Origin of the sequence: Achromobacter pulmonis (assembly GCF_021733725.1) — a bacterium.
Classification (GTDB): domain Bacteria; phylum Pseudomonadota; class Gammaproteobacteria; order Burkholderiales; family Burkholderiaceae_B; genus Achromobacter; species Achromobacter pulmonis.
Window position 1 is genome coordinate 1,739,916 of sequence record NZ_JAIFOT010000001.1, and the last position, 12,650, is coordinate 1,752,565.

Genomic DNA, 12,650 nt, shown 5'->3' on the forward strand with positions numbered 1-12,650 from the left:
CCACCGCCGGGCTCGCTCGCACCGCCGGCCCGGCCCGTGCGCGGCATCATGAACGATCCAGCAGCGCGGCCCGCACCCGCGCCGGCAGGGCGTAATCCGCCGCGCAGGCCCGCGCCGGGGCGCCGCGATGGCGGCGGCCATGGTGACGCGAACCGGCATCGCTCAGCAACTCGACGCCGCGTACCGCCGCCATGGTGCGATTGGTCACGCCGAGCTTCTTGAACAGCATGCCGACATGCATCTTGACCGTCACCAGCTCGATGCCAAGCAGATCGGCGATGGTCTTGTTCTGATGCCCTTCGATGATGTATTGGAGGATCTCGTGCTGGCGCGACGACAGGGGAATGAAGGCGGGTTCGGCATCCGCCTCATGCGCGCCGGACCCATGGCCCGGCGCAGCGGTCCGGCCTTCCGCGTCTTCACGTGCATCGCCGGCCTCGGCCGGTTCGGCCGGCGCGTTTTCATGTGTCGCATTCGTGTAGAGCTTGATTTGTCTGGCCACGTATACCTCCCACATCGCCTTAACGAAGTTGCGTTCGAATCGCGGGCGCCAGGGCGGCGCCGGCGACGTGCTACTCATCGGCCGCTTCCAGGTAATACTGCCGGGCCGTGGCGCAGGACACGCCCAGGCCGCGGAACTGGTCGATGAAATCAGGAAAGGAACAGATCACATCGGCGTAGCCGTCGAGGTGGCAGGCCTCCTCGCAGCGCAGCGACGCGACGAACAGCGACATGAAATTGCGATGGTCGCCACGGCTGCTGAGCGTCACGCCGCCGGCATAGCGTGGCCGTCCGCGCGTCACGAAGCCGTCGATGTGGCCATCGACATGCCGCAGCATTTCGATGTCGGCACCCAGCTTGCGCACCTCGCCGATCATCGACTCCACCCGCGACGACTTGTGAAACCGCGTGACCGATCCTCCGGTCACCGTGAACGTGCCGCGCACGAACAGACTCAAGGCCACCAGCGTGGGAATCACATTGGGGCCGTTGCGCACGTCGAAGGTGTAGTTGCCCTCCAGGCGCGCACTGGTGCTGTCAACGTGCAGCATGCCATCGTCGTAGCGCAGCCGCACCCCCAGCGCCTCGACGATGTCGGCGAACAGCTTTTCGCCCTGCAGCGTCTCTTCTTCGATGCCGCCGATCCGGTAGCGGCCCGGAAACAGCGTACACGCCATCAGCAAGTACGACAGCGAGGTGTAGTCGGCATTGATGCGGGTCTCGAACGGCTGGTACACCCCCGGCGCGACGTGGTAGCGCGTGTACTCGGGGTTGACCTGCGCATCGATGCCGCAACAGCGCAGCGTTTCCACCGTCTGCGCCAGGTAGGACTGCGACAGCACTGGCGGCGTCACCTCCAGGCTGATGCCTTGCCGCGTCAGCGGCGCCGCCATCAGAATCGCGGTGATGAACTGCGAGCTGATGTCGCCCGCCAGCCGGCAGTGCTTGCCGCTCAGCGACGCGCCCCAGTTGATCACCGGCGCCTTGCCCTCATCGCCCAGGCAGGCGAAGTTCGCCCCCAGGTGGCGCAGGCCATCCAGTAGCGGTTGCATCACCCGGCGGCGCAGGGTCGCGTCGCCGGTCAGGATGGTGGGGGTCGCCTTCATGCAGCTCAGCGCCATCATGGTGCGGAACACCAGGCCGGATCCCTTGGCGTCGATGACCTCGATGCTCGACGCGAAGCGGCCGCCGGTGCCTGTGATGAACAGCGCCTCGGCGGCCTCTTCGATCTTCGCGCCGAGTTGGCCACAGGCGATCTTCATGGTCTCGGTCTCGGTGCAGCGCAGATCGTTGCGGATGATGGACGTGCCGTCCGCCAGCGTGGCGGCGAGGATGGCGCGTTGCGTTTCGGGCTTGGACGCCGGAACGTTCATCCGGGTGCCCAGTTCCTTGATCGGTTCGACGCGTAGATACATGCTTTCTCCACGTAAGTTGAAGGCTGACAGGCCCCCGCGGGAACAGCGCCCCGCGCGCGCGGGCCGACGCCGCCGGCCCCGCGGCCGCGCCTGCCGGGGCGCGCCGCTCGGGGCCCGGCCAGGCGCCTTATCAGGCGGCCGCCTTTTCGGCCGGCCGCTGCACCGTGTCCTCGTAGATTTCGCGGAAGAACATCGCCAGGATGGCCTGGACGTCGTCGATGTACTTGAAGACGGCGTTGTAGTCGTCTTCGCTGAGAATCAGCTGGTTCAGGATCTTCCACATCTCCATCGAATGGTCGTCGCGCGTATCGACCGTCAGATGGGCTTCCTGGCCCTTGACCATGTCATGGCCCAGCGTGGTGCGCAGGTTCTTGACGATGTCGGGCTGCAGCTTGGCCTGGGTGTATTCGACCAGATAGTTCGACACCACCGGGGCCATCGGATGCTCGTGTTCCAGCGTGTAGTAGAAAAAGCCCTCGAACAGCCGCGTCGACAGGTAAGGCTCGGTCTTGAGCACCTCGTCCATCGTCACCCCCGCCGCCTCGCAGTCGTGGATATACAGCTTGTCGTGCAGCATCTCGTCGGCCTGGTAGTGGGCATAGTCCTGCGCCGCCGAGGGTGAGATCTGGGCGATCTTGTAGATCGCCTTGGACTGGCTGACCCGCGACAGGCGGATGCGCCAGATGTGCTCGATCAGGGTGCGGCGGTAATACGCCATGTTGATGTTCTTGTCCTTCATGTGGGACGCGTACGGAATGGTCTGCCGCCATTCCTCCATCTTCTTGTCCAGATAGCGGTCGATCTTGGCCTTGCGCTTGAGGCCTTCGGCTTCGTTGAAGTAGGGGGTGGGATGCTGTATGCCGGAATGGCGCACTCGGTTCATGTGTGGCTCCGTGGTGACTGTAGATGCACCTTGGCGGTGCAAGGCTTATTCACATAGACCGGCGGAGTTGTGTGGAGCAGGCGTCAGGCACCCCGCCCGCTGAAAGGCGTATCGGGGCGCAACGCTGTCCGTGCCGGGACGAGACTATCGCGTTGGCACCGATGCCATTCTCTGGAGGCGGTACAGGCCGCGGACAGGCGCGCAACACGCGCCGCCCCGGCTGCTGTCCACCCGCTCTCGATGGCTATCGGGTCCAATCGCATGTCACATAATAGGCGTCCTATCTGAGCGGAAAAGCTATCCATAGGTATAGGCGTGCGCACGGTTGCAACCGCCGTTTCGCGCACGCGCGGCGCGTATCGCCGCGTCGTCCGCGCGCGCCGTCATTCACGTGCAAGAATCCGTAAAAAACTCACAACACACGCGACAGCCGCCAGCAGGGCGCCGATCCACAGCGCCGCCTGCGCGCCTGCGGCGCCCAGCAACGTGAAACAGGCCGCCACCAGCGCCGCCCCCGACGCCTGGCCGATCAGCCGGGCCGTGGGGATGATGCCGCTGGCCGCGCCGCTGCGCTCGGCCGGCGCGCTGGTCGTCAAGGCCTTGAGATTGGGCGACTGGAAGAATCCGAAGCCGGCCCCACACACCGCCAGCCGCCAGATGATGTCCGCATCCGACGCCCGCGCCGGCAGCAGCGCCACCAGCACCATGCCGACGCACAGCACCAGCAGCCCGCCGCCGCCCAGCAGCGCCACCGAACGGCGTTCCGACAGGAAGCCGGCCAGCGGCGCGGTCACCGCCACCACCACCGGCCAGGCGGTCAGGAGCAGGCCCGTCTGCACATCGGAACGCCCCAGGCTCATCTGGAACAGAAACGGCAACGCCACCAGCGCCAAGCCCTGCGACGCGTACGACAGCACGGACGTGGCCACCGACATGGCGAACAGCGGCCGCCGGAACAGGTCCACCGGCAGCATGGGCGCCGGATGCGCGCGCTGGCGCCGCAGCAGCAGGGCGCAGCACAGCGCCGCGGCGGCGGCCTCGGGCAGGATGCGCGCCCAGCCCGCATGGTGGGCCGCGTCGCCCAGCGCCAGCACGGCCAGCGCGAAGGTCGCGCCCAGCAGCAACGCCGCCACGCCATCGAAACGCGGCGGCGCCTTGCGCGGCGGATTGTGCGGCAGCGTGCGCCAGGCCATCGCCATGGCCAGCGCCCCCAGCGGGATATTGATCAGGAACAGCCAGTGCCACGTGCTGACCGCCAGCACCGCCGACGCCACCGAGGGCCCCACCACGTAGAACACCGCCACGGTGAACGCATTGATGCCCTGCGCGCGGCCGATCTGACTGCTGGGAAACGTCAGCCGGATCAGCGCGGTGCCGACCCCCAGAATGCCCGACGCGCCCACGCCCTGCAGCACGCGCGCCGCCGTCAGCATCGGCAGCGAATCGGCCACGCCACAGGCCAGCGACGCCAGCGTGAACACCAGCAGGCCATACAGGTAGACACGGCGGTGGCCGACGATGTCGCCCAGCGCCGCGAACGGCAGCAGCGTGGCGACCATGGCGATCTGGTAGGCGTTGATGATCCAGATCGACGCGTCCGGCGTGGTGCGCAGGTCCGCCGCGATGGTCGGCAGCGCGGTGTTGGCGATGGAGGTATCGAGCGTGGCGATGGCGCTGCCCAGGATGAGCGTGGACACCGCCCAGAGCCTTTGCCGGCCCGGCAGGCCGTCGCCGATCTGCGGCAACGCCAGGGTGCTTTCAGAGGAGGACGACATGCGGGACGGCTCCTGGGCGGCGTCCGGGGCGCGCGGCGGATACGGCCGTGGCAGGGCGCGGGGAAGGCGGTCGGTTGTCAGGCTGTAAGACAGCATAGCAAGGCATGACCCGCCCCGCAACGGGACCGCGCCCGGCGCCGGGCGAAGCGATATCATGACGCCATGGCGCTGCCCGCCGGCGTTGTTGCGCCTTTGGATAGGAAGCAGACATGCAAGTCATCGAGCGTCCGCAGACCCTGGTGGACCAGGTCATCGCGGCCCTGCGCAAAGAGATCGCCGAAGGCCGCTTCGCGCCCGCCTCGCGCCTGCCGGCCGAACAGGAACTGGCGCGCACGCTGGGCTGTAGCCGCCCGGTCATCCGCGAAGCCGTCTCGCAACTGAAGGCCGACGGCATCCTCGTCACCACCAAGGGCGTGGGCGCCCACGTCGCCGCCAACCCCGCCGGCAGCGTGTTGCGCCTGCCGCGCGGCGATGCCTCGGCCAAGGACCTGGCGCAGCTGTTCGAGCTGCGCTTCTGGATGGAAACCGCCGCCGCCGAAGCCGCCGCCCTGCGCCGCAAGACCGCCGACCTGGCGCGCATGCGCGACGCGCTCACGCGCATGGAACGGCACGCCGGCGACTATCCCGCCGCGTCCAAGGCCGACGTCGACTTCCACGCCGCCATCGCCGGCTCGACCCAGAACGCCTACCTGGTGGCCTTCAGCGGCTTCATCGAAGGCCAACTGCTCAAGGCGCGCGAAATGGGCTGGCAGAATTCCGCCCGGCTGGCCGGCGGACCGCGCCCCGCGCAACAGGAACATCTGCGCCTGTTCGACGCCATCCGGGCCAAGGACCCCGAAGGCGCGCGGCAGGCCGCCGCCGCGCATCTGCTGGCCTCGGGCCGGCGCATGGGCCTGGACGTGCAGAAACTGGAACGCTTCGGCCCTGCCGCCGGGCGCTGAGCCCCCGCAGCCCGCCCCACGATTGCAGTCCGACACAATTGGCAAACTGCTGTTCGACGCCAACCGCGGCAGGCCACTAACATGGCGCCGCACCGCGCCGCGGCGCATCCATACCGAAGGCCGACAAGAAGATCTCCAACATGAAAACGCGTCCGCAAGACACTCCCTCCCGCGCCCGCCTGCTGCGCGGCGCGCTGACCGGCCTGTTCGCCGCCGCCGTGACCGCCGCCGCCAGCCCCGCCGCCCTGGCCGCCGGCCCCGCGGCGCGCCTGGATGCCGCGCAAGCCACCCAAACCGCCCAGGCGGCCGCCGTGGCGCCCCCCGACGCGCCCGCGGTGATGTACGCCATCTACCAGATCGACGGCAAGGGCGCCGACTCGTACGAAGTGGCCAACGGCAGCATCGCCACCTATTGGTTCGGCCATGCTTTCGAACTGGGCGGCACGCAGTACTTCACCGGCTTCACCTGGGACACGCGCGAGCGCTACGGCAAACCCGGCGAGGACGAAGCCGGCCCCGAGACCCAGGTCAACCTGGCCGAAGCCACCTTCACCCTGACCGGGTCCAGCCCCGAGCGCCCCTGGAAATTCCGCGGCATGGAGCACACCATCGGCATGTTCGGCGCCTACGAACGGCCCGAAGCCATCGACACCCGCCGCCAGCCGCTCGAATACCGCACGCCCGCCGGCAAGCTGGTGCTGGCCGTGCCGACGCAAGGCTTCGATAACGGCACCAGTTTCGAGGGCTACGCGCTGTTCGTCTTCAACATCGGCCCGCGCGATGAACTCAAGGACAAGGTCTGGGCCTACATCGGCAGCATCAACACCGGTGACGACAACAGCGCCGCCTGCGCCGACGGCGACGTCATGCCCTGTGTCGCCAGGACCGGCAAGCTGACCTTTGCCGCGCAGCCCGGCGGCGACATGCCTCGCATCACCGTCACCCCCAGCGGCACCGAGATCGCCGGCCCGGGCAAGACCCGCCAACTGGGCGCGGCCGACGCGGTCACCTACGTCTACGACGAAGCCGGCAAGCAGTACGCCGAGAAATAGACGACAACGCGGAAGGCGCGCGGGCCAATCACCCGATCCGCGCCGCCGCGCGCCCCGACGCCGCCCGACTGCCGCTACACTGACAGGTCATGACGACCCTCTTCGCGGAGCGACACATGACCGCCCAGCCCCTGGCCATCGCCCCGGCGCGCAGCGCCCTGTTGGTCATGCATTACCAGACCGACATCATGGACCTGTTCCCGTCGGTCGCCCCCACGCTGCTGGCCAATACGCGGCAACTTTGCGATGCCGCCCGCCGCGCCGGTGTGAGCGTCTACTTCGCCAAGCTCCATTTCAGCCCAGGCTACCCGGAAGTCAGTCCGCGCAACAAGAACGGGCAGGGCATCAAACAACTGGGCCGCTTCGTGCATGACCGCGTCTCGCCCGAACTCGGCCCGCGCGACGACGAACCCGTCATCCTCGCCCACCGCGCCAGCGTGTTCTTCGGCACCGACCTGCAACCGCGCCTGTCGGCGCAGGGCATCGACACCCTGATCATGGTGGGCGTGGCCTCCACCGGCGTCATGCTGTCGTCCATCGCCCACGCCAGCGACGCCGACTACCGCCTGCTGACCGTCAAGGACTGTTGCTACGACCCCGACCCGGTGGTGCACGACCACCTGTTCGCGACGGCTTTCGAGTCACGCACGACCGTGCTGTCGCTGGACGCCGCCCTGTCCCTGCTGGGCGGTCTATCGAACGAATGAGTTGACCCATGCGTACCCTGATCATTGCCTCCTTTGCCATCGCCCTGAACCTGTCATTCGCCGCCACGGTGCAAGCTGAGCACGGCTGCCCCGCCGGCTACACCCCCAGCGCCGTCACGCCCGGCCAGCAATGCGTGCCGATCCCGGGCGAAATCCGCGCGGACGGGCCATCCGCCCCCGTCTCGCGCGACGCCCAGCGCTGGGGCGCCGTCGCCTATGACGCGCCCTCGGGCGTGATCGGCATCGCCGCCGAGTGGGCCAGCAAGGCCAAGGCCGAAAAAGACGCGCTGGCCCAATGCACCGCCAAGGGCGGCGCCCGCTGCGAGATCAACATCAGCTACCGCGACCAGTGCGTGGCGGTCGCCTACGGCCCGTCGCCCAAGGGCAGTGGCGTCATGGTGCGTTCCGCCACCGCCGCCAGCGAAGAACTGGCCCGCATGCGCGCCATGGAAACCTGCGCAAAAGACAGCGGCACCAGTTGCCAGACGTTCTACACCGGTTGCAGCCTGCCCCAGCAGCCCCGCTAAGACCCCGTCCACGCCCCGCCCGCCGAAGAACCTTCCATGCTCGATCCCGCCACGCTAGTCCTCTTTGGCGGCGCCTGCGTCGCCCTGGCCATGACCCCCGGGCCCGACATGCTACTGATCGCCTCGCGCAGCGCCGCCCAGGGCCGCGCCGCCGGCTTCGCCTCGCTGGCCGGCATCCAGGCCGGCACCTACTGCCACGCGCTACTGGCCGCCTTTGGCCTGTCGCAGCTATTCGTGGCGGTGCCCATGGCGTACGACGCGGTGCGCTTCGTCGGCGCGCTCTACCTGCTGTACCTGGCCGTGCGCGCGTTCCGCTCGCGCCCCGTGTCGCACATGCCCGATGCCGGCCGGGCCCGCTCGCCCGTGCGCGAAGTCTTCCTGCAAGGCCTGCTGACCAACCTGCTCAACCCCAAGATGGCGCTGTTCGTGCTGGCGCTATTCCCGCAATTCGTGCGCCCGCAGGACGGCTCGGTGGCGATACAGATCCTGGTGCTGGCCACCATCCTCAACGTCATCGGCCTGTTCATCAACGGCGCCGTCATCCTCGCCGCGCACCAGCTCAGCCGGCGCTGGGCCGGCCGCCAACGCGTGTCGCGCTGGCCGCAATACGTGCTGGGGTCGGTCTTCCTGGCGCTGGCGCTGCGCCTGGCCACCGCCAGCCGCAACTGACACGCACGCTCCATGCAAAAGATCGAAGGCCAGGAATTGCGCATGGCCCTGGACAAGGGCAACGCGCATTTTCACGACCGGCACCTACACGAAGACGTTTCCCGTTGCCGACAGCGTTTTGCGCGGCCTCGATGAATCCGACAAACCGGCCATACTGCTGACGGCGCCGATGGGCACGCCAAAGAAGCGGCGCGATGAAGAGCTGGGCGCGATCCAGGAACTGCGCAGGCTCGGGTTTCTGGAAGATTGAACCGGGCGCCGCGTCAGCGCCATAGCCAGTAGCCAACCGCCGCCACCGCCGCCGTCCACAATGCCACGATCACCACGGCACCCACCCGACTGCGCGGCTTTTCGCGCTTCGCGTCCATCCACGCGTCCGCCTGGTTGCGGCATTCCTGCAGAACATCGGGCGGCGACAGCTTGACGGCCAACCAGATCAGGCCCGGCAGCAACAGCACGTCATCCAGATAACCCAGCACCGGGATGAAATCGGGAATCAGGTCGATGGGACTGAGGGCGTAGGCCACCACGAACACGCCCAGCGCCTTGGCGTGCCATGGCGTGCGGGGATGCTTTGCTGCGAACCAGAGGATCAGGCCGTCGCGCTTGACGCGCCGGGCCCACGTTTGGAGGCGGTCGCGGGTTGACATGGGATGGGCTCTGCGGCTCGGGGAACGGCGATGAATTCCAGGTTGATAACCCGAAGGATAAAACCACAGTCGGGCGATCCATATAGGCTGGCGTTTGTGCAGGGGGTCTGATCTACATCCGTGGCAAATCAGACCGGTAGCTATGTGGGATGAGCAACCCTGGTACTACCTTCAATGGACTGCAAAAGTCGGTTGCAGCGTTTGCGGCCGACGATAGACGACCACCATGCCAAGCCAGTCCCCCTTTATCGAGCCGGTTTTTCTTCCTCGTCCATGGCATATACAATTTGGCATATGCCAAAAGGAAGACGCCATGACGATTCCGACCTCCCCCGCCAAACCCCGCGAAGCCAAGCTCTTTCGCAACAACCGCAGCCAGGCGGTGCGCATTCCCGCAGAGTTCGAATTGCCAGGTGATCGCGTGCTGATCCATCGTGAGGGCACGAAGCTCATCATCGAACCGGTAAACGGGCCGCGCGACATCGTGGAATTGTTGGCCCAATGGCGGCAGGACGAACCGCTTGGGCCGGAAGACCAATTTCCAGACATCGCCGACGCGCCGCTCAAGCCTGAGGACGTCCTGTGAGCGGTTATCTGCTGGACACCAACGTCATCAGTGCGCTGCTGCGTGATCCCAACGGCCCGGCGGCCCGCCACATCGAGCGCGTAGGCCCAAAGGTGATCTTCACCAGTGTCGTCGTCGCGGCGGAACTGCGCTACGGCTGCGCCAAAAAGGGGTCCGCGAAGCTGCAAGCGAAAGTCGAAAGCCTGTTGGGCGCGCTCCCCGTCCTGCCCCTGGATGTGCCCGTCGACATCAAGTGCGGCAACCTGCGCGCCGAACTGGAAGCCGCTGGCGAGCCGATTGGCGCAAACGATCTGTGGATAGGCGCGCACGCCTGCACGCTCGGGCTGACGCTGGTGACGGGTAATACCCGGGAATTCGAACGCATCCCCGGGCTCGTCCTGGAAAACTGGCTGGCCTGAATCGAGCACATCGTCTCGTTCTTTTGCAGCATCGAGACCACGCGCCCCATACCGCCAATCTGCAATAGCTCCATTCGACGGAGCAACTTCGGCCGCGTTCAAGGCTAGATCACCCCTCCACCAGCCTTGGAGGCGTTGAGGTTCGGTCTGCCCAACTGCTCCCCCCATTGGCAATCCTCAGATATCAGTTCCTTTCGCCGCTCCTTGAAATAACGGAGCGCGTGGGCCGCTTGGCTCATTCATCGCTTTCTGGCCAAACTTCGGCTTCGGGTTCTATGGCGTATCAGAATTGTCACCGCCATACCTTGACTGCACCTTGGGGCGACCAGCAAATGGCTTGATGCCTAGCATCGACGCCTTCGATGCGTACATCCCGACTGAACCGATCAAGAAGCCCAACAAAATCACGAGGTAGGAGCCATACCTAAGCCCACCAAGTAGCAACGAAATGCCCACAAGGGAGAGTAGGCCGCGTACCAAGCGCTTGAAGTTTCCATTTTCTATAAGCACGTTCTTCTACCCATTTAAAACAAAGCCGACATACCAAATCCAGCCAGCATTCCAAATTTGATATCTGCAACTCCTGCCAAATGACAGCAGCCGCGGCCGCTACCAAAAAAATAGAAGAATGGCATCTGATCTAACTAAGGTAATAAACCCCGCAACTCCAAGAGAAAATAATGCCAATGGCCACTTGCTCGCCCAAGGCCAGCGTATGCACATCCATATGAACACGAGCAACCCACTTACCAGGGAAGACTTGAACCAATACATGAATCCCCCAAGCCATCCTTTTATTTCTTTTCGTCCAAATAAAAACCACGTGAGGCCCAGCGATAGCACAGAAATTACCAGCACCCCAAAGGCAGTGAAGTCCGTTTTCAATAAATGCATCAAAACTACTCTCCAGGAGGTCTTTCCTTAATATCATGCACCCCCGCCGCAAAAGTGCTTCCTGCCCGCATCCCTACGCCTGCACCGGAAAAATTTTCTTACCCCAAGGAATATTGTTTTCAGCAAAAGTTTTCTCGATTTCATCGATAAATGGTTTGCAGACAGAATATTCTTTCCCTGCCTCATAGCTTTCTAACGTAGCCAAATCATATTTTTTAACCAATTGCTCGCCCAAATCGGAGGAGTAAATTAGAGGTGCTAGCCAATACATCATCCCTTCGTTCGAAAGCTTATGTGGATTGAATTGGGCCAGTTTGCTGCAAAAATCTTCGTAATTCCGCAATTGGCGTGCTTTCATCCACCCCTCACTCCAAAGATTCCAATAACCAACTTTCAAGCATCTATATATAATCTCAACGGCGTACTGCCATGCGCCAGGAGAAGTGCCAGCGAACCAAATGGGTGGATAGTCATCTAAGGTCAATAGATAGAAATCATATTGGATACGTGCTGCGTAATCGGGATAAATATTACTCATGGTGCCACCTCACTTTTCCCGGGACGGCTTAGCATTGGTCATGGCCGCCTTCGCTGCGTACATTCCAACCGACTCGACAACCATTCCGATCAACGTAAAAACAAAAATATCAAATTCCAACCCAAGCCAGACCAATATCGCGCCAACGCACAATAACGACCCTCGTAGCCAGCGTTTGAGATCCCCTTGCGAATGAAAGATCGAAAAATCATACCCCCATCCCCCACTGAAAATTGACAGCGACTGCGCCCGCTACCAAAAAAATAATAGAAGGATCGCATTCGATCTACATAAGGTAATAAATCCTGCAAGCCCAAGAGACAATAATGCCAACGGCCATTTGCTCACCCCTGGCCAACGTATGCACATCCACATGAACACGAGCAACCCACTTACCAGGGAAGACTTGAACCAATACATGAATCCCCCAAGCCATCCTTTTATTTCTTTTCGTCCAAATAAAAACCACGTGAGGCCCAGCGATAGCACAGAAATTACCAGCACCCCAAAGGCAGTGAAGTCCGTTTTCATTAAATGCATCAAAACTACTCTCCAGGAGGTCTTTACTTAATATTATGTGCCCCCGCCGCAAAAGTGCTTCCTGCCCGCATCCCTACGCCTTCACCGGAAAAAGTTTCTTACCCCAAGGAATATTGTTTTCAGCAAAAGTATTCTCGATTTCATCGATAAATGGTTTGCAAACAAAATTTGGCTTGCAAACAAAACTATCCCCCCCTTCCTCATAGTCTTCTAACGGAGCCAAGTTATACTTTTCAACCAATTGCTCGCCCAAATCGGAGGCATAAATGAGAGGTTGTAGCCAATATACCGCCCCTTCGTCCGAAATCTTATCTGGATTGAATTGGGATAGTTTGTTGCAAAAATCTTCGTAATTCCGCAATTGACGTGCTTTCATCCACCCCTCATTCCAAAGATTCCAATAACCAACCTTTAAGCACCTATACATAATTTCAACAACGTACTGCCATTCTGATGAAAAATTCGTCAAAAAAGGAATGGTGCCAAAGAGTCCGCGGGGGGAATAGTCATCAAACGTCAATTGATAGAACTCAGTTTGAATAATTGCTGCGTACTTGGGAGAAATATTACTCAT

At 63.1% G+C, this 12,650-nt stretch carries 15 protein-coding genes; 8 read left to right on the forward strand and 7 right to left on the reverse strand.

Going from position 1 to position 12,650, the window contains the following annotated elements:
• Positions 1–46: 46 nt before the first annotated feature.
• The 4 genes from K2W61_RS08030 to K2W61_RS08045 all read right to left on the reverse strand — a co-directional run bounded on the left by K2W61_RS08030 (position 47) and on the right by K2W61_RS08045 (position 4,574).
• The gene (locus K2W61_RS08030; protein WP_236755387.1) at positions 47–502 is read right to left on the reverse strand and encodes a helix-turn-helix domain-containing protein; all 456 of its coding nucleotides are present in this window, start codon (positions 500–502) and stop codon (positions 47–49) included.
• 70 nt (positions 503–572) lie between these two features.
• Positions 573–1,916 carry a 3-phosphoshikimate 1-carboxyvinyltransferase gene (locus K2W61_RS08035; protein WP_236755388.1) on the reverse strand — a complete coding sequence of 448 codons (1,344 nt, stop codon included), beginning with the start codon at positions 1,914–1,916 and terminating at the stop codon, positions 573–575.
• A gap of 130 nt (positions 1,917–2,046) precedes the next feature.
• On the reverse strand, positions 2,047–2,799 hold the full coding sequence (locus K2W61_RS08040) for an iron-containing redox enzyme family protein (protein ID WP_175134297.1): 753 nt from the start codon (positions 2,797–2,799) through the stop codon (positions 2,047–2,049).
• Positions 2,800–3,182: 383 nt separating this feature from the next.
• Positions 3,183–4,574, reverse strand: coding sequence for an MFS transporter (locus tag K2W61_RS08045; protein ID WP_236755389.1), 1,392 nt, complete (start codon positions 4,572–4,574; stop codon positions 3,183–3,185).
• A 209-nt stretch (positions 4,575–4,783) separates the two neighbouring features.
• Between K2W61_RS08045 and K2W61_RS08050 the strand changes: the two genes are divergently transcribed.
• The 6 genes from K2W61_RS08050 (at position 4,784) to K2W61_RS27725 (ending at position 8,720) form a co-directional block, all read left to right on the forward strand.
• Entirely contained in the window at positions 4,784–5,515 is a 732-nt protein-coding gene (locus K2W61_RS08050) for a FadR/GntR family transcriptional regulator (protein ID WP_175134299.1), read from the forward strand.
• 140 nt (positions 5,516–5,655) lie between these two features.
• A complete protein-coding gene (locus K2W61_RS08055; RefSeq protein ID WP_236755390.1) occupies positions 5,656–6,567 on the forward strand; it encodes a hypothetical protein in 912 nt (303 codons plus the stop codon).
• A 116-nt stretch (positions 6,568–6,683) separates the two neighbouring features.
• On the forward strand, positions 6,684–7,274 hold the full coding sequence (locus K2W61_RS08060) for a cysteine hydrolase family protein (RefSeq protein ID WP_236755391.1): 591 nt from the start codon (positions 6,684–6,686) through the stop codon (positions 7,272–7,274).
• Between the two features lie 8 nt (positions 7,275–7,282).
• The gene (locus K2W61_RS08065; protein ID WP_236755392.1) at positions 7,283–7,801 is read left to right on the forward strand and encodes a DUF4189 domain-containing protein; all 519 of its coding nucleotides are present in this window, start codon (positions 7,283–7,285) and stop codon (positions 7,799–7,801) included.
• 36 nt (positions 7,802–7,837) lie between these two features.
• A complete protein-coding gene (locus tag K2W61_RS08070; protein ID WP_236755393.1) occupies positions 7,838–8,470 on the forward strand; it encodes a LysE family translocator in 633 nt (210 codons plus the stop codon).
• Positions 8,471–8,588: 118 nt separating this feature from the next.
• On the forward strand, positions 8,589–8,720 hold the full coding sequence (locus K2W61_RS27725) for a hypothetical protein (RefSeq protein WP_272909279.1): 132 nt from the start codon (positions 8,589–8,591) through the stop codon (positions 8,718–8,720).
• 13 nt (positions 8,721–8,733) lie between these two features.
• On the opposite strand, the gene K2W61_RS08075 is transcribed toward K2W61_RS27725, so the two are convergent.
• Entirely contained in the window at positions 8,734–9,120 is a 387-nt protein-coding gene (locus tag K2W61_RS08075; RefSeq protein ID WP_236755394.1) for a YkvA family protein, read from the reverse strand.
• A gap of 313 nt (positions 9,121–9,433) precedes the next feature.
• On the opposite strand from K2W61_RS08075, the gene K2W61_RS08080 reads away from it, so the two are divergent.
• Together K2W61_RS08080 and K2W61_RS08085 are read left to right on the forward strand one after the other, a co-directional pair.
• The gene (locus K2W61_RS08080) at positions 9,434–9,706 is read left to right on the forward strand and encodes an antitoxin (protein WP_175134305.1); all 273 of its coding nucleotides are present in this window, start codon (positions 9,434–9,436) and stop codon (positions 9,704–9,706) included.
• The gene (locus K2W61_RS08085; RefSeq protein WP_236755395.1) at positions 9,703–10,104 is read left to right on the forward strand and encodes a type II toxin-antitoxin system VapC family toxin; all 402 of its coding nucleotides are present in this window, start codon (positions 9,703–9,705) and stop codon (positions 10,102–10,104) included. Before K2W61_RS08080 ends, K2W61_RS08085 begins: the two co-directional genes overlap by 4 nt.
• A 967-nt stretch (positions 10,105–11,071) precedes the next feature.
• Here K2W61_RS08085 and K2W61_RS08090 read toward each other — a convergent pair.
• Positions 11,072–11,536: a hypothetical protein gene (locus tag K2W61_RS08090; RefSeq protein ID WP_236755397.1), complete on the reverse strand. Its 465-nt coding sequence runs from the start codon at positions 11,534–11,536 to the stop codon at positions 11,072–11,074.
• A 613-nt stretch (positions 11,537–12,149) separates the two neighbouring features.
• Positions 12,150–12,650: a hypothetical protein gene (locus tag K2W61_RS08095; RefSeq protein WP_236755398.1), complete on the reverse strand. Its 501-nt coding sequence runs from the start codon at positions 12,648–12,650 to the stop codon at positions 12,150–12,152.